Here is an 18137-nt window from a genome sequence, read left to right on the forward strand (position 1 = left end):
TTTGACTGCGCTGTATCAAGCGTAGTTAAAGTATCGTTTGTTGATAATTACAGAGAACTTCGCTGGATCCGGCAAATAGATAAGCTATGGAGCTCTTGGACATACGTTCTGCGGAATTTTACGACTTCCTACTTCAAGGTCTGGTCTTCGCATTGTTTTTGTGCAAGCCAGAAAAAGAAAACTTTTTCCGTATTCATGGAAACGAAAGCGGCTGGTTACAGAAGCGGAGACTAATTATTAAGTTCAACAAATATAGATGTTTTATTTTCAAGACAGCCTGACAAGATTAATTCACTGAAGGAGTTTTTACTATGGACCGTAACGCGGAAGCTGTAAAACAGATGCAGGACGGAAATATAGAAGAAGCGGCAAAAATATTAAATGATGCTATTGAGGAAAATCCGGAAGATGCTGTGGCTTTTACTAATTTTGGGAACCTGCTTGCGGCAGTAGGTGAAGAAGACAGGGCGATAGTATTTTACAGTAAAGCTGTCGAACTCGACTCAACGATGGGAACGGCCCACTATGGTCTCGGTAATATTCTGTATAACCAAGAAGAGTTTAAAAAGGCTGTTGATTCCTACCAGGAAGCAGTTGCTCAGGGGCTCATTCAGGCAGATGTTTATTATATGCTTGGTATGAGTTTTTATCAGATCGGAGACTTTATGCGGTCACTTCCGCATCTTTCGCGGGCAGCTGAATTAAATCCGGAAGATACCGATGCCCGGTTTCACTATGGCCTGGCCCTGGCTCAGGCTGAAGAAATTGAGGAAGCAATGAAGCAGTTCCATGCCGTTTTAAAGCTGGAACCAGAGCACGCCGACTGTTACTTTAACCTTGGAGTCGGATATGCGTACAAAGAGGATGCTGAAAAAGCACTGGTTATGTTCGATAAAGCATTGGAAATCCAGCCGGAGCACGCACTTAGTGCTAACGGAAAAAAGCAGATGGAAAAAATCCTCTCTGGAAATATAGAAGAGTAAAAACTGGAGGTGAATCAGGTGGAGGAAGAACAGCCGTATATTAAAGGAGAGCTGCTTCACCTGATTTATCATCAGGAAGATTCTCTCTATACTGTGGCCAAATTAAAAGTAGTGAAATCTTCAGAAGAGATGAAAGAAAAAGAAACGGTGGTCGTCGGCCTCATGGCGAAACCGGAAAAAGATACGACTTATTTATTCCACGGAAAAATGACCGATCATCCACGGTTTGGAAAGCAGTTTAAATTTGATACATACAATAAAGAAATGCCGGATACAAAGCAGGGGCTTGTTCTATATTTTTCCAGCGACCGCTTTCCGGGGATAGGCAGAAAAACAGCTGAGCTCATCGTGGACACATTCGGTACTGAAGCAATTTCCCTCATACTTTCCAATCCTGCCCGCCTCGGTGAAGTACCGAAGCTGGATTCAGAAAAAGCAGAAATTATACACGAACAGCTGATGGAAGATCAGGGCATTGAAGAAGTGCTGATGAAGCTGTATGAATATGGTTTTGGTCTGAGGCTCGCTATAAAGATTTATCAGACGTACCAGACCGAAGCATTGCAGATAATTGAAAACAATCCTTATCAAATGGTGGAAGATGTAGAAGGAGTCGGCTTTATAAAAGCAGACCAGATAGGCAGAAAGCAGGGAGTAACGGGGGATCATCCCGACCGCCTTAAAGCTGCAGTAATGTTCACATTGTATGAACAGTGTTTGAATGAAGGGCATGTCTATGCAGAAAATCAGTATATAGTAAAAAAATCCTGTGAACTGCTTGAATATGGCGGCCAGGAGAAAGTAGACCCGCTTAAAATTGCTGAACTCGTTATCATTTTAGGCGAAGAAGAAAAAATTATTGCTGAAAACAACATCATGTATATTCCTTCACTTTATTATGCGGAAAAGGGGATAGCTGCAAACATAAAAAGGCTGATGCATCAGGAAAAGAGCACTGAATTTCCGGAATCTGAGCTGCTTAAAGCAATAGGGAAGGTAGAAGAAAGGTTCCAGGTTACCTATGCCCCTTCTCAGAAAACAGCAATCGAAACCGCAGTATCTGCGCCTCTGATGCTGCTGACAGGAGGGCCGGGAACGGGAAAAACGACGGTTATTCAAGGAGTAATCGAAACTTTTGCGTCGTTGAACGGCCTTTCTCTGCGCAAAGAAGACTATCAGGGAAAGGAAGAACCATTCCCCTTCCTGCTGGCAGCTCCTACGGGCCGCGCTGCGAAAAGAATGACAGAATCAACCGGGCTGCCGGCTTCTACGATTCATCGGCTGCTTGGTTATAAAGGGATGGGCGATGAAGCTTTCGAAAAAGATGAAGATTCACCGCTCGAGGGGCGTCTGCTCATTCTGGATGAAATGTCCATGGTGGACACGTGGCTTGCAAATCAGCTGTTTCGTGCGGTCCCTTCCAATATGCAGGTTCTTATTGTAGGAGACGAAGATCAGCTGCCCTCAGTCGGACCAGGACAGGTGCTGACAGATCTTCTTGAGGTGGACCAGATTCCGACTGTAAGACTTACAGACATTTACCGGCAGTCGGAGCATTCAAGAATTATTACCTTTTCCCACCAGGTGAAAAGCGGCGTTCTGCCTCCGGAAGTAGATACTTCCAGCGATGATCTTCGTTTCTTTCCGTGCGGGACTGATAAGGTTTTGGAAGCGGTCGATAAAATCTGCAGAGGAGCGCTGGCTAAAGGCTACACAGCTCGGGATATTCAGGTTCTTGCCCCCATGTACCGTGGAGACGCAGGTATTAATCGTCTCAACTTAATGCTCCAGGCTCTGTTTAATCCAAAAGGAGAAAGAACAAAAGAAGTAATTTTTGGAGAGTCCGCTTACCGGGTAGGTGATATGGTACTTCAGCTTGTGAATAATCCGGAGGATAATGTTTTTAACGGAGACCGTGGAGAGATAGCTGCTATACTGACGGAAAAAGAAACGGCAGATAAACAGATGCAGATTGTAATTTCTTTTGATGGGACAGAAGTTGTTTATTCCAAGCAGGACTTAACGCAGATCACCCATGCTTACTGCTGTTCTATCCACAAATCTCAGGGAAGTGAATTTCCTATCGTTATTATGCCTGTCGTGAAAAGCTATTACCGCATGCTTCGAAGAAAACTCATTTATACAGGAATCACTAGAGCCAGTCAGTTTCTGCTTTTATGCGGAGACTGGCAGGCGGTGAGATATGCGGTGGAGACGGACAGGGAGCTTTTAAGAAACACTTCCCTCGTAGAAAAATTAAAACAAAACGCACCTGAATAAAAAACGGTTTTTGGATTTGACAACAGGCGCATAATCTATCTATAATTATTTACGGATAACCTATCGTGATGACGGAGATTCGTCTTCGCAGCCCTTATGCAGAGAGAGATTCCCCAGGCTGAAAGGAATCTTATAAGAAGTGTGATGACAGCTGCTCCTGAGTGCAGAAAAAACCTGCCGGATATGCACCCGTTATGTGCAGACCAGAGTGACAGGAGATACCTGTAACCAGGGTGGTACCGCGTGAATAATCTCGTCCCTAGCTGTAGCTGAGGGAGGGGATTTTTTATTTTGCGGGAAGCTTACTGGAAAAGGACGGGTACTCGATCATTAAGGGTACTGCCTTCCCGGACCGGCGGAAGGGAAAGTCCCTTCATATATTTAAATAAGGAGGATTTACTATGAAACAGTTAACATCTGCAGAAGTGAGACAAATGTTTTTGGACTTTTTCAAAGAGAAAAGTCACGCGGTGGAGCCGAGTGCTTCCCTTGTGCCATATGAAGACCCTTCTCTTTTATGGATCAACAGCGGCGTAGCTACTTTAAAAAAGTACTTTGACGGAAGAGTGATCCCGGAAAATCCGAGAATTGCAAATGTCCAGAAGTCTATTCGGACTAATGATATTGAAAATGTCGGCAAAACAGCAAGACACCATACCTTTTTTGAAATGCTTGGGAATTTTTCAATTGGTGAATATTTTAAAAAAGAAGCGATTCATTGGGGATGGGAATTTCTTACTGATAAAAAATGGATCGGATTTGATCCGGATAAACTTGCTGTAACGATTTATCCTGAAGACGATGAAGCTTTTCGTATCTGGCATGAAGAAATCGGTCTTCCGGAAAGCCGTATCATTCGTCTGGAAGAGAATTTCTGGGATATCGGGGAAGGACCATGCGGCCCGAATACAGAAATCTTTTATGACAGAGGACCGGAATACGGGGCTGATGACACCGATCCGGAAATGTTTCCAGGCGGAGAGAATGAACGTCATCTGGAAATATGGAATTTAGTATTTTCACAGTTTAATCATAATCCGGACGGCAGCTATACACCTCTTCCAAAGAAAAATATTGATACTGGAATGGGACTTGAACGAATGGTTTCCGTTATTCAGGATGCCCCTACAAACTTTGACACGGACCTTTTTCTGCCTATTATTCGGGAAACAGAAGCAGTATCAGGGAAGAAATACGGGCAGGATGAAATAAAAGATACTGCCTTTAAAGTGGTAGCCGATCATGTACGGACCGTTACTTTTGCAGTAGCCGATGGAGCACTTCCTTCTAATGAAGGACGCGGGTATGTTCTGCGGAGGCTTCTGCGCCGGGCTGTCCGCTATGCGAAAGTGCTTGGTATAGAAGAACCGTTTATGTACCGACTTGTACCTTTCGTTAGTGAGATCATGGTGGATTTCTATCCGGAAGTAAAAGAAAAATCAGAATTTATTCAAAAAGTAATGAAAAATGAAGAAGAACGATTCCATGAAACTCTTCACGATGGACTAGCGATGCTGCAAAAAACTATAAAAAATGCTAAATCTAAAGGTGAGAATCAGGTGAGCGGCACCGATATATTCAAACTTTATGATACGTACGGATTTCCTGTCGATTTAACTGAAGAATATGTAGAAGAAGCCGGGTTGAGCGCCGACCGTGCCGGTTTTGAGAAGGAAATGGAAAAGCAGCGAGCGCGTGCTCGTTCCGCACGTCAGGAGTCCGGTTCTATGCAGCAGCAGGACGAAGTACTGGGAGCAATTTCCGAACCGTCCGTTTTTACTGGATATGATAAACTGACTGTAGATACAAACGTGACAGCCATTGTAAAAGATAAAAACATTACAGATATGGCCTCTGAAGGAGACCGGGTAAAAATTATGCTTTCGGAAACGCCTTTTTATGCTGAAAGCGGGGGACAGACGGCTGATATTGGTACTGTTTCGGCTCCCGGTACCGAACTGCGCGTTGAAGATGTTCAGAAAGCTCCTAACGGCCAGCATCTGCACGAAGTGATCGTTCTGAAAGGATCCTTGAAAAAAGGCCAGAAGGTCACCGCTTCTGTAGCAGAAAAGACGCGTAAAGCAATTATTAAAAATCATTCTGCCACCCACCTTCTTCATCAGGCTCTTAAGGACGTCCTTGGAGACCATGTTAATCAGGCAGGATCGTCTGTGGAACCGGGCAGGCTGCGTTTTGATTTCTCCCACTTCGGCCAGGTAACCGAGAAAGAAATGGAAGAGATCGAAACTATAGTCAATGAAAAAATATGGGAAGCTGTGCCGGTGGAAATTATGGAAACCTCCTTGGAGAAAGCGAAAGAAATGGGCGCTATGGCTCTGTTTGGTGAAAAATACAGCAGCAACGTACGTGTCGTTCAGATGAGTGATTACAGCCTTGAACTCTGTGGGGGCTGTCACGTCCGCAGTACAGCGGAAATAGGTCTGTTTAAGCTGGTATCTGAAGGCGGTATCGGAGCAGGAGTACGCCGGATAGAAGCAGTTACAGGGAAAAAAGCTTATGAATTCATGAATGGCCAGGTAGATAAACTTCGTGAAACAGCAGGATTTTTAAAGACAAGTCTTGAAGAAGTACCTTCGAGAGTTCTGCAACTGCAGAAACAGCTCAAGGAAAAAGATAAAGAGAATGAATCGTTAACAGCAAAACTCGGTCAGCTTCAGGCAGGAAGTCTTTTAGAGGAAGCAACAGAAGTTGACGGGGTAAAGGTTCTGGCTAAAAAAGTTAATGCTGCTGATATGAATGCTTTAAGAAGTCTCGCCGATTCCCTAAAAGAAAAGCTCGGATCTGGAATATTGGTTTTAGCAGCAGTAAACGGTGAAAAAGTTAGCATTGTAGCAAGTGTCTCCAAAGATTTAATTGCAGAAGGACATCATGCCGGAAAGATTGTAAAAGAAGTGGCCGCATTCTGCGGCGGAGGCGGCGGAGGCCGGCCGGATATGGCTCAAGCTGGCGGGAAAGACCCATCGAAGGTCGATGCAGCCCTCTCTCATGTAATGGATCTTGTAAAGAAATAACCCATTTTCGTATACATTCCATGAGAATCATACTAAAATAGACGTAGCAGCTAATTCTAACGAATGCGGGAGGGAGTGAAGTTTAATGGACAAAACAATGAAATTTAATTTTAATGATGATGAATCTATGGATCAGCATGTCCGTGAAGTATTGGCAAGTGTTCATTCTTCTCTCGAAGAAAAAGGCTATAATCCCATTAATCAAATAGTTGGTTATTTATTATCGGGGGATCCTGCTTACATTCCACGCCATAATGATGCGAGAACGCTTATTCGTAAAATTGAGCGTGACGAAATTATTGAAGAGCTTGTTCGATCTTATTTGTCTTCCAGGGATCCTGAAGCCTGATGAAGGTGTTAGGTCTGGATGTAGGTACGAAAACGATAGGAGTCGCTGTCAGTGATGCTTTCGGGTGGACAGCTCAAGGTGTAAAAACCATCCGGCGCCACGAGTCTGATGCTTCACAGGACTTTCTGGCCCTGGAGGACTTGATCAAAGAATACGAAATCAGTACGGTGGTCGTTGGTCTCCCCAAGAATATGAATGGAACTATCGGACCGAGCGGCGAATTTTGTAAAACATTTGCTGAAGACCTTCACAAAAGAACAAACATTCCCGTAAAGCTATGGGATGAGCGTCTCACAACAGTGGCAGCTGAACGTATGCTTGTGGACGCGGATGTGAGCCGTAAAAAACGAAAAAAAGTCATCGATAAAATGGCAGCTGTAATGATACTTCAGGGGTATCTGGACAGCAGAAATTAATTATTCATGGAGGTTGATTATGTCTGACATTAATATTAAACCGCCGGAAGGCGACGATAACAGAATTATTATTCCTGATGAAAACGGGGATGAACATCTTTTTGAGATATTGTTTACGTTTGACGTAGACAGTACAGGTACTTCTTATATTGTTCTGGCGCCTGAAGGGTCGAACGATGATGAAGAGACAGAGGAAGTGGAAGTTCATGCTTTTCGTTATGAAGATAAAGAAGGGGAAGATATTGCCCTTCTTCCTATAGAAACAGAAGAAGAATGGGAAATGGTTGAAGAACTGTTAAATACTTTTACCGAAGAATAGCATGAAACATGAGTTATTTTTGAACCGTCCTCTTCTGGAGGGCGGTTTCTTTATTTCATTGGCTGCCTTGAAAATAAAGTAGATAAGCGATAGACGTGCGCTTTCGTTTCCATGGGGGCGCTTTCCAGGCGGGCCGGCCTCAGCTAATCCCGTCCTCCCTTCCGTCGGGCGGGATGGATCTTCAGCTCGTCCTTCATCGACCTGGAGTCGCTCCATCTCCACTCCAGCTCCCGGTAAAAATACGGAGCAGGATCTGCCTTCTAATAAAGAAGATCCCTTTTTGACCATCATTCATTCTACCTCTATAAAGGGGAAGGACCATTCCTGGAGAAGGTCATTTTCATCCATCATGGTGCAGGGATCGTGCATGCGTGTCTCTGTTAAAGCTCCATGTTGTTTTTGGAGTGCCTGCGGCTTCCCTTATGTCCGGGAGGATCTTCCCGCTTTCTTTTCCGCAGGCGTCTCTGCCCTGGCACTGGTTTCTACCTTGGTCCCTTCTTGATTCAACCAGCGGGCTTCCCGTATTGAAAAATCAAAACGAAGCGGAAACCGGCCCGTGGAAGAAGGAGGTTTCCCGCAGGGCGCAGCCCACCCGGAAATCTCCTTCACAGCAGAGCTGAAGTGAAGTTTCCTATATTTATCAACAACAGATGCTTTAACATAGCTATTTCATTAAGAGTTTTTCACATAGCTTCTCTTTAATACTGTTCATCTTCATTACATAGATTTTCCGGACAAGTAAAACTTACATTTTAGGAAATTAGAAGCCGAGCGCTATTCAATAATGTGAAATTATGCGAAAAATAAGGAGAATTATTGTATAATAACAGGGAAGGGGTGAACATTATTGGAGGAGTTATCAAAAAAAGAACAAAAGAGAATTCGTAAAGAAGCCCATAAGAAAAAAGTGGAAGAAAGAAAAAAAGAAGCCGGAATTGTACGCAGAATCGTTCTTGCAGCCATAGTCGTTTTACTGGTAGCTATAGCTGCAGTCGGCTTCGGTGCCTATCGATATGTAGCTGGAGCACTTGGTCCTGTTGACGAAAACAGTGATGAAATTAAGGAAGTGGAAATTCCTATCGGTTCCACGACTTCTTCCATTGCACATACGCTGGAAGAAGAAGGTGTCATCGATAATTCTTCATTATTCAGATATTACGTACGGTTCCAGGATGTAGAGGGGTTTCAGGCGGGAAATTATGCACTATCCCCTTCCATGAGTGCAGACGACATTATTGAAGAACTTCAGGAAGGCACTCTCTATGAAGAATATGCTGCCTCCATTACTATTCCGGAAGGGTTCTGGGCAGAACAGATTTTTGAAAGAATTGAGAATGAGACAGACATTTCTGCTCAGGAGCTTCAAGAGTTCTCCAGAGAAGAAGAATACTTAGAAACGTTAATCGACGAATATGATATTTTGACAGAAGCCATTCTGGCTGATGAAGTTAAGCAGCCGCTTGAAGGCTATTTATTCCCTGCACGGTATGATTTTACTGAAGACGAGCTCGAGCCTCGAATTATTATTGAAACGATGGTCGAAAGAATGGATGAGGAAATAAGAGAATCCGTCCCTGAAGCAGCGGGCGAGCCTCATGAACTTCTTTCCAGAGCTTCTATTATTGAAGGAGAAGCCAGGGGGGATGAAGAAAGAAGAGGAATCTCAGGGGTAATTGAAAATCGTTTAAGAGTTCCCATGAGATTACAAATGGATCCGACAGTATCTTACGCTCACGGAGAGCGCTTTGCAAGAACGCTTACTGCATATACAGAAATAGAATCTCCATATAACACGTATCATACGGAGGGGCTGCCGGCCGGTCCAATCAATAACCCAGGAATAGAATCCATTAAGGCGGCTGCTGATCCGGAAGCTCATGATTATCTTTACTTCTATCACTCACCGGAAGGGGAAATATATTTTAACGAAACTCTTGATCAGCATAATTCAACTGTCAATGAATATAGAGATTAATAGAAAGAGTGCGGTGGGAAAGCTTTTGACACCGCACTTCTTTTCATGATACGATGTCTCGGTTAAAACTGTGGCGCAGTTGAGCAAAGGAGCAGGAATACATGGAAACAGGAAGAAAAACGAGCGAGTATATAGCGTCATTTATTCCTCAGAGCAGCGGAATTATCAAGGAAATGGAAGATTATGCTTCCATTTATAACATTCCTATCATGGATAAAGAAGGAATGGCAGCTCTGCTCCAATTATTGAAAATTCAACACCCTCAAAAGATACTGGAAATCGGCACGGCTATAGGTTATTCCGGTATACGAATTCTGCAGGAAAACCCCGGGTCAGAGCTTGTATCTATAGAACGGGAAGCAGAAAGAGCAGATAAAGCTGAACATTTTATCTCTCAAGCTCAATTGAAAGATAGATTTAAGCTTATTCGGGGAGATGCTCTGGAAGAGATGGATCTTGCAGCAGAAAACGGTCCTTTCGACAGTCTATTTATAGACGCTGCGAAAGGTCAGTATGAAAAATTTTTTCAGTTTTATGAACCAATGGTACGTCCGGGCGGTGTTATCTATTCTGATAATGTCCTTTTCAAAGGGTATGTAACCGGAGAAAGTGAACCGGAAAGCAAACGAATGAAGGCATTAGCTAAACGTATCCGGTCATTTAACGAAACGATCATGAAGGACGCAAATTTCCATTCTTATCTTTTCCCTGCAGGGGATGGTCTTCTCGTTTCAAAAAAGATTAAATAACAACGATAATAGAATAATGTAATCCAGCAAAAGACAGGCAGCTTATTCAAGAAAGCTCCGTGCACGAGCACACTGCTTTCGTTGACACCGGCACCCATCTCTTGTAATATGACGTGAAAGGATTTAAGTTTATGGACAATAAACCTATTATTATCGGTGTGGCGGGAGGATCCGGTTCAGGAAAAACAACCGTCGCCCACGAAGTTTACCGACAGTTCCCCGAAAAGTCTATCCTAATGATAGAACAGGATGCATATTATCGGGATCAATCAAATCTGCCTATGGAAGAACGTCTTAAAACCAATTACGATCACCCGCTGGCTTTCGATAATGATCTGCTGATCAAACATCTTGGAAACTTACTTCAGGGGATGCCGGTTGAAAAGCCCGTCTATGACTATGCGAATCACACGCGATCCTCAGAAGTCATCCACGTCGAAGCAAGAGACGTCATTATTCTCGAAGGTATAATGATTCTGGAAGATGACAGACTGCGGGACATGATGGATATTAAATTATTTGTGGATACAGATTCGGATATGAGAATAATAAGAAGGCTTCTGAGAGATATTAACGAGAGAGGCCGGACGATTGATTCGGTCATTGATCAGTACACATCAGTGGTCCGGCCTATGCACCTGCAGTTTATTGAACCTACAAAAAGATATGCTGATATAATTGTTCCTGAAGGGGGCCATAATCACGTAGCAATTGATTTAATGGTTACCAAGATTAAAACAATTTTAGAAAATAAGTCAATGTTATAAAAAATTTGGCATTTATGGAAATTTTCTATATAATAACATTTAGAAAGCAGGTCAGAGTCTCAAACAGCAAAGTTATTTAAGCGCCCAGCTGCGTTCGTTCTTATGCGATCGTACCGGGCGCTTACCCTTTATAAGGTTTTTTGCTTTTGTAAATGGTCCCTGCAGATTTTAATGGGATGAAGGAGAGAAACGATATGGCAGAAGATAAACACTATATGACGGAAGATGGGAAACAGAAGCTCGAGAAAGAACTGGAGCTTTTAAAAACAGAAAAAAGAAAAGAAGTAGTCGAAAGAATTAAGATTGCCCGCAGCTTTGGTGATCTTTCCGAAAACTCGGAATATGATTCTGCTAAAGAAGAGCAGGCTTTTGTAGAAGGCCGTATCTTACAGCTTGAATCAATGATCCGTAATTCAGAAATTATTGAAGAAGATACTGACGCATCGACCGTTCAGGTAGGAAAAACCGTAAAAATTAAAGAGCTTCCTGATGGCGATGAAGAAGAATACACTATTGTTGGGCGTGCTGAAGCAGATCCTGTTGAAGGTAAGATTTCTAATGATTCTCCTATGGCGAAAAGCCTGTTCGGGAAAGCTCCCGGAGAGCAGGTTATGGTAGCTACTCCAGGAGGAGACATGAAAGTAGAAATTATTAAAATATATTAAAGACTGATAAACTAATTGTTAGGTTAATGAAGGTCTTGAAAAGCATCTGAATAAGAAAAAACCGTCATGAAGTATTAATCATGACGGTTTTTTCTGTGAATAACTCAGGAAATAAAAATATTATTATGTAAGTTCAGCTGTACTGAAAAATGTAATTTAGCAAAATAAATTTTAAAAACCGGGTTCAGGTCGAATTTTATAGGAAAATAGCTTATAATGTACGTTGAACCAGGAAAGAGTAAAGGAGGATAATACATTGAGTAATAAAATACCACAGCGTACCAACGATAAAAAAAGCCGAAAAATGAATAAGGTTTTGAATATTTCTATAGGTCTTGTAGTCCTATTAATTGTCGTCGTATCAACCGGATTGTTAGTCAGTGGAGGGGGTTCCAGCAACACAGCTTCTGAAGAAAGTGAATCACAGAACAATGCGTCTGAGGAAAGCGTTGATAACAACATTTCATTAAATACGGAAACTTCCGACAGTGAAAATGAAGGCATACAAAATGAACTGAATGCCGGGCCTGAAGGCAGTGAAAATTTAAATAATGAAGAAAACCAGGAAGCTGATGAAGAATCGGAAAACAACAGCTCTGATGAAAATAACGCAAACGAAAACAACCAAAACAACCAAAACAATGTAAATAATGGAAACGATCAGAATAGTGATAACTCAGCGGAAGAGAACGAAGAGAACTCTGAAACAAATGAAGTTCCTGAAGAAGGTGAATGGGAACCAATAGGGACCTCCCAGGATAATTTTCAACTGGATTTTGAGCGTGGAAGTACGAACTGGAATGAGATGATTGAAGCAATTAGTTATGCCACGGGTCTTCCGTCGGATGAAGATGAATTAATTGTTCATCGTCTGGAAAATGGAGGAGATCAGTATTCGGTAGTCGGCACTGTCAGGGATAGAGATGAAGATCGCGATCGTCCTTATCAGGTTCGTCTGGAATGGGTGGAAGATGAAGGATGGAAGCCGGTTAGTGTTGAAAGACTGGAATCCAATCCTTATTAATGGTTATAATTATTGATGTTCTGATTGAATCAATTTCGTATTAGAAGTCAGTCCAGTAAAAACCGGCTAAAGCACATGATCTTCGCTTCAGAAGGAGACTTTCCCGAGGGCTTGTCTTCAGCTGGTTTTTGCGGAGTATCTTCACTGCATTTGATTTTCAGACTGCGCTTTATCCTCCGGGAGATATCATCTTTCGCCGCACTCATTTCTATATCCGAACTTAAGCGTACATTATCTGTAAATACTCGTGTATTCATTATGAGAAAAGCACTTATGAAATTGGTTTGATTGAATAGATAATAGATTAAATTACAGTAAAAAGCTCCGTCTGGATCATGCCAGCGGAGCTTTTTGACTGATTAGAGTTTTTGTTTGAAATGAACGGAAGCAGTAGAATATGTACGATTGGTTTTTGGATCTGTAACAATTTGATATTGCACATTATAAACTTCCAATAGCAAGTCCATGTTTATGTCAATTTTCTTCTGAATCATTTCCTCCAGTTTTTGAAGGCTGGCAGCCTCAAAAAATTCTACTTTATCATGAATAGCATCAGGTTTTAAAATCATTTCTTTGTTCCCCCTTTTATTCTTACTTTCTATTTTAGCGAATTATTAATAGGAAGTGCAACATAAGGCAGCTATGCTGTCTTATGTATTTTGTAAAAGCGTTGTGAAGGCCTTCATTTAAGTTCGACTTTAATCAGGTTTTTTTTGAAGGTGCGGTAACAGAGAACTTAATCAACGTTTATGAAAAGATGAAGGCAGCGAGCTTATAACCAGAAAGGAGAGGTGAAACTAAACTTGTCTGCAGCTGCTCCAACGGGTTAAAATTGTACAAGCAATGTAGAGAATAGAAAGGGTGGGACCATGCGTATAGGAATTATTGGAGCGATGGAGGAAGAGGTAGAACTTCTGAAGTCGGAAATGAGCGGAGTAGCCGAAACGCTGCTTGCCGGATGTGAATTTTTCGAAGGGCGCCTGCGTGGCGTAAACGTTGTAGTGGCTAAATCAGGAATTGGCAAAGTGAACGCCGCAATAAGTACAACACTGATGAACCAGCTTTTCTACCCGGACTATATTATTAATACAGGATCAGCAGGGGGATTTCACAAAGAACTTCAAGTAGGAGATATCGTTGTATCAAATGAAGTCAGGTACAATGATGTTGATGCGACAGTATTCGGCTATGAATTCGGGCAGGTGCCGCGCATGCCTTCTTTTTACGAGCCCAATGAATTTCTTATAGCAAGCGCAAAAGAGTGTGCAGATGAAATTGGCATTCATTCTGTAGAGGGATTGGTTATTTCAGGAGATTCCTTTATAAGCTCTGAAGAACAGGAAGCAATAATTCGCAGTCACTTTGCTGCAGCCTTTGCTTCAGAAATGGAAGCAGGAGCGATAGCTCAGGTTTGTTATCAGTTTCAAGTCCCTTTTGTCATCATTCGAGCATTATCTGACATAGCAGGACAGGATGCAAAGATATCTTACGATCAATTTTTGGAAACAGCTTCAGTTAATTCAGCTAATATGGTTCTTCTTATGCTTGAAGATATACGCAGAAAAGGCTGAATAAAAAATATTACTCCTTTTTAAAGCAGTAAAAAGGGCTGACAGCACACGAATGTGATGACAGCCCAAGCTTTTTACTTTTTATGCAACCTTTTTTCCTCCTGCCGCACGGGTTAGCCAACCGGATATTTCAGTAAATATAAAGTATCACTTTAAAAGGAGGAAGATCCTGCTTTTTTTATCTCTTCGAGAGCATGATGGAGAATTCTGGCAGTGAGCCCCCAAATAATATATCCGTTAATTCGATAAAATTTTTCGTGAATGATCCCGGCACTCCAAGGATATTTTTCACCATTGGGTATTAAATGGTATGGAAATCCTTCCTCAGGCTGGACAGAGAGGTTAATCTTATGTTCCTGGGGAGTAATATTCATCAAATCTTTTAATGGTACTGTGAAAATTTCTTTTACTTCATCAGGATTGACATGAAATGATTCATCTTCCACAATTTCTCCTAAATAAGCAAAGATCATGGATTTAGAAGGTGTTACCAGATAATCAAGTTCACCTGTGATGGAAACAGATTGAGATGATACTCCAATCTCTTCACATAGTTCTCTGACAGCTGCGTCAGAAGCAGTGAGGTCAGTTTTATCTACTTTCCCTCCTGGAAAACAGATTTCTCCAGGCTGAGGAACATGATCAGAGCGGACTTCGAAAATTACATGGACACTGCCGTTTATTCTCATAAGAGGGACGAATATGGAATATCGCCGATAATTTTCGGAATCCAGAACAGAGGCTTTCCGCCTCTGAAAATAGTAATAAACATCTTTTGACAGCTGATTCAAAAAGGCCCCTCCTTTCCGTATATTCATAACAATATTGTATCATGTACAACGGTATAAGTCGCTTTCCTTCCCCTTCGGATAAAGGGGGGCAATATGGAGAATCGATCTCAAAAGCTGGAGCAGCTGCCGACATCAAAAAATAGTAAACTTTAACAGCTTAGGGAAATTCACTTGGCTAATGGCGACACTTCCGCTATAATAAAACAAATAAACCATGGGAGGGATTACGTGGACTTAAAAGTGAAAAAACCTATTTTTGGTGAAAGTGCAAGTACATTTGTAAATCGTCTGTCAGCTTATGAAGGAAGAGTTTTAATTAAAAAAGATCATTGGGTGGTAGACGCTAAAAGCCTGCTTGGCGTACTTGCCTTGTCGCTTTATCCGGGAGACATTATCCATCTTGAATTCTCAGACGGTGTAGATCAAGAGGCGGTTGAGTCATTTATTGAGCTCGGATATTTCGAAAAAAATTAACAGAAACAAAAAGGAGGCCTCTCAATGGTTGAGGGCCTCCTTTTGATTAACTTTAGAAGAAAGCAAAAGGGCAGCAGGATATATCAGTGTTGCAGATGAGTATTAAACCAGTCCGTCAATTCCTGCAGGCGAGCTTGACGAAGCAGAGGAGGTCCGCTTCGGGAGAGCTCGTGATTTGCACCAGGAAACCTTACGAACCGGGGTTCCTGTCCAGCCATTCTAAGTGCCGTATAAAGCTGTTCAGCCTGTTCAACCGGGCAGCGGTAATCTTTTTCTCCATGCATAATCAGGAGGGGGGTCTTCATCTGCTTTACATACTTCAATGGTGAAAAGTTCCATAGTTCTTCGGTATTTTCGAGAAAATCTATTCCGAGTTCCCATTCTGTAAAGAAATATCCGATATCACTTACCCCGTAAAAACTGATCCAGTTGGAAATACACCGGAGCGTGGCAGCAGCCTGAAACCTGTCAGAGTGAGCGGTAATCCAGTTGGTCATAAAGCCACCGTAGCTCCCCCCGGTTACCCCAAGACGGTTTTCGTTAATGTGTGGATAGGTATCCAGCACTTTATCAGTAAACGACATAATATCCGTATAATCTTTACCTCCATAGTCGCCTCTTACAGCGTTCACGAAATTTTGACCGTATCCGTAGCTTCCACGCGGATTACAGTAAAAAACGGTATAGCCCTCTGCTGCAAACAGCTGCAGTTCGTGAAAAAATGTATTTCCATACATAGCGTGAGGACCACCGTGGATCTCGAGCAGTCCCGGACTTTCTTCCAATGAATCTGCCGGTTGTATGACCCATCCCTGTATCTGTATTCCATCTTCCGCTTTTACGCGGATTTCTTCAGCTTTGCGAACCCTTACCTCTTTCAGGAAACCTTCGTGAAATTTCGTCTTCTGCTGCCATTTTGATAGTTCAGGAGTCATAATATAAAACTCTCCAGGGTTTTCCGGAGTGCTGACGCCGGTAATCATTGATCCACCGCTGTGGACCGCGAAAGTGAAAACGTGCTGGTTTCCTTGTGTTAATGGCTCTAAGTGACCAGATAAATTAACTTTATATAACTGCGTGCTGCCTTCAAAACTTGCCTGCACGAAAAGGCATTTTCCGTCATTGCTCCAGACGGGGCCGGAGCTGTTCATTCCACTGATCACATCGCCAATCATCGAATCAGTGAAACTTAAATCTGCTGATTGAGTCAGGCACTCCAGCTTAGTTCCGTTAATATCGGATATCCATAATTGAGATTGGGTAGCTCCCTGAAATTCCTTCTTGTGGCCCAGCAGTGCAATATTTCTTTCGTCAGGGGAAAAAGCCGCCTGAGAAAAAGACCCGGATGCGATTTTTTGATGTTCATTCTTTTTCCTGTTGAACAGGTAAACATCAGAACCGACATAAAAATCACCTTCTTTATTAGCAAGGTAAATAATCCAATTTCCGTCTTTACTCCACGATACCGGCTGTAGGTCTTCCGTTTCTTCAGTTATGATTTCCGCTCTTTTTGTTTCCATGGAATATACAGCGAGCTGCTTTCTTTGGCTGCTAAAAAAGCCTGCAGCATCAGATTTATATTTAAGTTTTTCTATGACAATCGGGGTATCTTCCTTATCGTCATTTTCTTTTTGGGAAAGGGGGTCTTCAGGATCTGCCAGCGTAGTGAAAAGAAGTTCGTCTGAGCTTTCATTCCACATTGGCAGAGAAGCTCCTCCAGGAAGATCAGTGATTTTGTGTGCCTCTCCTCCGTTTGTAGAAATTAGGAACAGCTGTGAATGGTTATCTTCCTGTTTTTTTCCGGCGAAAGCCAGAAATTTTCCATCGGGCGAATACTGCGGACTGCTTACTGTCCCGCTTCCAAAAGTCCATTGAGAGGTTGAAGATTCCGCTACATCGTGTACAAACAGGTGGGAAATGTACGACCTCTCTGAAATTTTTTGACGAACAAATGCAACTTTTTGTGCATCCGGGGAAAATACGGGGTCCTGCAGTGTATGTATATTTTCCAGGTCAGAGCGTTTGATCGGTCTTTTATCCATATAAAAACCTCCTAATAAGTATATTTTCATCGTAGCAAAAAAATTCGGAATACGAAATATTTAATTGTAGTCGAGGTAAATACTTCGGAAATGCAAACAAAAGGAAGCGAGTATTTTCTTCTTATATAAGGTGTGAATCATTAGTACCCTTTGTTGTTCGAAAGGAAAACAATAATTCTTCTTCCTTTATTCCATTCATATAGCCACAACAAAGGAACTGAACAAACTTGCTTTTTCATCTGAATGACGAAGGGTTTTCGTTTACTGAATAGAAAATATTGCAGGCGCAGCAAAAGACGTCATCCTGTGTCATAAGAAAAGAGTGTCTTCTTTTGGGATTCGCAGAGGGAATAGAGCGACTTCAGGGGGCGGCAGAGGGCGCGAAGAGCCGTTCAGCAGGGAGGGCAGAATGAACTGAGGCAGTCTCTGCGCCACTATGGAGACGATGAACACAGGTTAAGGTGTAAGAACTTTAATATTTAAGTTCCTATTCTGTAGTTTTAGAATTTTTTGTAAGAGGGCCGGTAGAGCCTATTTTTATAAATAATGTTGCCTTAAGGAAACATTATTTGCTTTACAAAACTTTTAAGTAATACTATAATTACAGAATAGTTTGGTCTCGGGAAACATTTATAGTTTAAGCTAAATATTTAATAGAACCATTATTATTTGAATTTCGGAAAAGATCAACAGGATATTT

General features: G+C 42.2%; 16 protein-coding genes. 13 read left to right on the forward strand and 3 right to left on the reverse strand.

Going from position 1 to position 18137, the window contains the following annotated elements:
- Window positions 1-311 precede the first annotated feature (311 nt).
- From FTX54_RS06685 to FTX54_RS06735, 11 genes are all read left to right on the forward strand, one after another.
- On the forward strand, window positions 312-983 hold the full coding sequence (locus FTX54_RS06685) for a tetratricopeptide repeat protein (RefSeq protein ID WP_147802999.1): 672 nt from the start codon (window positions 312-314) through the stop codon (window positions 981-983).
- A gap of 18 nt (window positions 984-1001) precedes the next feature.
- Complete coding sequence (locus FTX54_RS06690) at window positions 1002-3263, forward strand: ATP-dependent RecD-like DNA helicase (RefSeq protein WP_246125571.1); 2262 nt, start codon at window positions 1002-1004, stop codon at window positions 3261-3263.
- A 401-nt stretch (window positions 3264-3664) separates the two neighbouring features.
- Window positions 3665-6295: an alanine--tRNA ligase gene (gene alaS / locus FTX54_RS06695; protein WP_147802997.1), complete on the forward strand. Its 2631-nt coding sequence runs from the start codon at window positions 3665-3667 to the stop codon at window positions 6293-6295.
- Window positions 6296-6380: 85 nt separating this feature from the next.
- Complete coding sequence (locus FTX54_RS06700) at window positions 6381-6644, forward strand: IreB family regulatory phosphoprotein (protein ID WP_147802996.1); 264 nt, start codon at window positions 6381-6383, stop codon at window positions 6642-6644.
- The gene (gene ruvX / locus FTX54_RS06705; RefSeq protein WP_147802995.1) at window positions 6644-7060 is read left to right on the forward strand and encodes a Holliday junction resolvase RuvX; all 417 of its coding nucleotides are present in this window, start codon (window positions 6644-6646) and stop codon (window positions 7058-7060) included. Before FTX54_RS06700 ends, ruvX begins: the two co-directional genes overlap by 1 nt.
- A 19-nt stretch (window positions 7061-7079) precedes the next feature.
- The gene (locus FTX54_RS06710; RefSeq protein WP_147802994.1) at window positions 7080-7379 is read left to right on the forward strand and encodes a DUF1292 domain-containing protein; all 300 of its coding nucleotides are present in this window, start codon (window positions 7080-7082) and stop codon (window positions 7377-7379) included.
- An 847-nt stretch (window positions 7380-8226) separates the two neighbouring features.
- Window positions 8227-9354 (forward strand): endolytic transglycosylase MltG, encoded by a 1128-nt coding sequence (mltG, locus tag FTX54_RS06715; RefSeq protein ID WP_147802992.1) that lies wholly within the window; start codon window positions 8227-8229, stop codon window positions 9352-9354.
- 101 nt (window positions 9355-9455) lie between these two features.
- The gene (locus FTX54_RS06720; RefSeq protein WP_147802991.1) at window positions 9456-10103 is read left to right on the forward strand and encodes an O-methyltransferase; all 648 of its coding nucleotides are present in this window, start codon (window positions 9456-9458) and stop codon (window positions 10101-10103) included.
- 131 nt (window positions 10104-10234) lie between these two features.
- Window positions 10235-10870 carry a uridine kinase gene (udk, locus tag FTX54_RS06725; RefSeq protein WP_147802990.1) on the forward strand — a complete coding sequence of 212 codons (636 nt, stop codon included), beginning with the start codon at window positions 10235-10237 and terminating at the stop codon, window positions 10868-10870.
- Between the two features lie 194 nt (window positions 10871-11064).
- On the forward strand, window positions 11065-11535 hold the full coding sequence (greA, locus tag FTX54_RS06730) for a transcription elongation factor GreA (protein ID WP_147802989.1): 471 nt from the start codon (window positions 11065-11067) through the stop codon (window positions 11533-11535).
- 256 nt (window positions 11536-11791) lie between these two features.
- Window positions 11792-12559: a YrrS family protein gene (locus FTX54_RS06735; protein ID WP_147802988.1), complete on the forward strand. Its 768-nt coding sequence runs from the start codon at window positions 11792-11794 to the stop codon at window positions 12557-12559.
- 359 nt (window positions 12560-12918) lie between these two features.
- Here FTX54_RS06735 and FTX54_RS06740 read toward each other — a convergent pair whose 3' ends face one another.
- Window positions 12919-13128, reverse strand: a complete 210-nt coding sequence (locus FTX54_RS06740; RefSeq protein ID WP_147802987.1) for a DUF2536 family protein — start codon at window positions 13126-13128, stop codon at window positions 12919-12921.
- Window positions 13129-13428: 300 nt separating this feature from the next.
- Between FTX54_RS06740 and mtnN the strand changes: the two genes are divergently transcribed.
- On the forward strand, window positions 13429-14130 hold the full coding sequence (mtnN, locus tag FTX54_RS06745; protein ID WP_147802986.1) for a 5'-methylthioadenosine/S-adenosylhomocysteine nucleosidase: 702 nt from the start codon (window positions 13429-13431) through the stop codon (window positions 14128-14130).
- 152 nt (window positions 14131-14282) lie between these two features.
- Here the strand turns inward: mtnN and FTX54_RS06750 are convergent, their stop codons facing one another.
- Window positions 14283-14921, reverse strand: a complete 639-nt coding sequence (locus FTX54_RS06750; protein WP_187254479.1) for an NUDIX hydrolase — start codon at window positions 14919-14921, stop codon at window positions 14283-14285.
- Between the two features lie 228 nt (window positions 14922-15149).
- On the opposite strand from FTX54_RS06750, the gene FTX54_RS06755 reads away from it, so the two are divergent.
- The gene (locus FTX54_RS06755; protein WP_147802984.1) at window positions 15150-15395 is read left to right on the forward strand and encodes an HPr family phosphocarrier protein; all 246 of its coding nucleotides are present in this window, start codon (window positions 15150-15152) and stop codon (window positions 15393-15395) included.
- A gap of 83 nt (window positions 15396-15478) precedes the next feature.
- On the opposite strand, the gene FTX54_RS06760 is transcribed toward FTX54_RS06755, so the two are convergent.
- A complete protein-coding gene (locus FTX54_RS06760) occupies window positions 15479-17437 on the reverse strand; it encodes a S9 family peptidase (RefSeq protein WP_187254478.1) in 1959 nt (652 codons plus the stop codon).
- Window positions 17438-18137: the final 700 nt, after the last annotated feature.

Origin of the sequence: Alkalicoccus halolimnae, assembly GCF_008014775.2 — a bacterium.
Classification (GTDB): Bacteria; Bacillota; Bacilli; order Bacillales; family Salisediminibacteriaceae; genus Alkalicoccus; species Alkalicoccus halolimnae.

What these genes read in the sequence shown, in the direction of transcription:
- FTX54_RS06700 (WP_147802996.1), top strand. Translation starts at nt 6,381, where the DNA reads ATGGACAAAACAATGAAATTTAATTTTAATGATGATGAATCTATGGAT.
- FTX54_RS06720 (WP_147802991.1), top strand. Translation starts at nt 9,456, where the DNA reads ATGGAAACAGGAAGAAAAACGAGCGAGTATATAGCGTCATTTATTCCT.
- mtnN (WP_147802986.1), top strand. Translation starts at nt 13,429, where the DNA reads ATGCGTATAGGAATTATTGGAGCGATGGAGGAAGAGGTAGAACTTCTG.
- ruvX (WP_147802995.1), top strand. Translation starts at nt 6,644, where the DNA reads ATGAAGGTGTTAGGTCTGGATGTAGGTACGAAAACGATAGGAGTCGCT.
- greA (WP_147802989.1), top strand. Translation starts at nt 11,065, where the DNA reads ATGGCAGAAGATAAACACTATATGACGGAAGATGGGAAACAGAAGCTC.
- udk (WP_147802990.1), top strand. Translation starts at nt 10,235, where the DNA reads ATGGACAATAAACCTATTATTATCGGTGTGGCGGGAGGATCCGGTTCA.
- FTX54_RS06740 (WP_147802987.1), bottom strand. Translation starts at nt 13,128, where the DNA reads ATGATTTTAAAACCTGATGCTATTCATGATAAAGTAGAATTTTTTGAG.
- FTX54_RS06685 (WP_147802999.1), top strand. Translation starts at nt 312, where the DNA reads ATGGACCGTAACGCGGAAGCTGTAAAACAGATGCAGGACGGAAATATA.
- FTX54_RS06710 (WP_147802994.1), top strand. Translation starts at nt 7,080, where the DNA reads ATGTCTGACATTAATATTAAACCGCCGGAAGGCGACGATAACAGAATT.
- FTX54_RS06760 (WP_187254478.1), bottom strand. Translation starts at nt 17,437, where the DNA reads ATGGATAAAAGACCGATCAAACGCTCTGACCTGGAAAATATACATACA.
- alaS (WP_147802997.1), top strand. Translation starts at nt 3,665, where the DNA reads ATGAAACAGTTAACATCTGCAGAAGTGAGACAAATGTTTTTGGACTTT.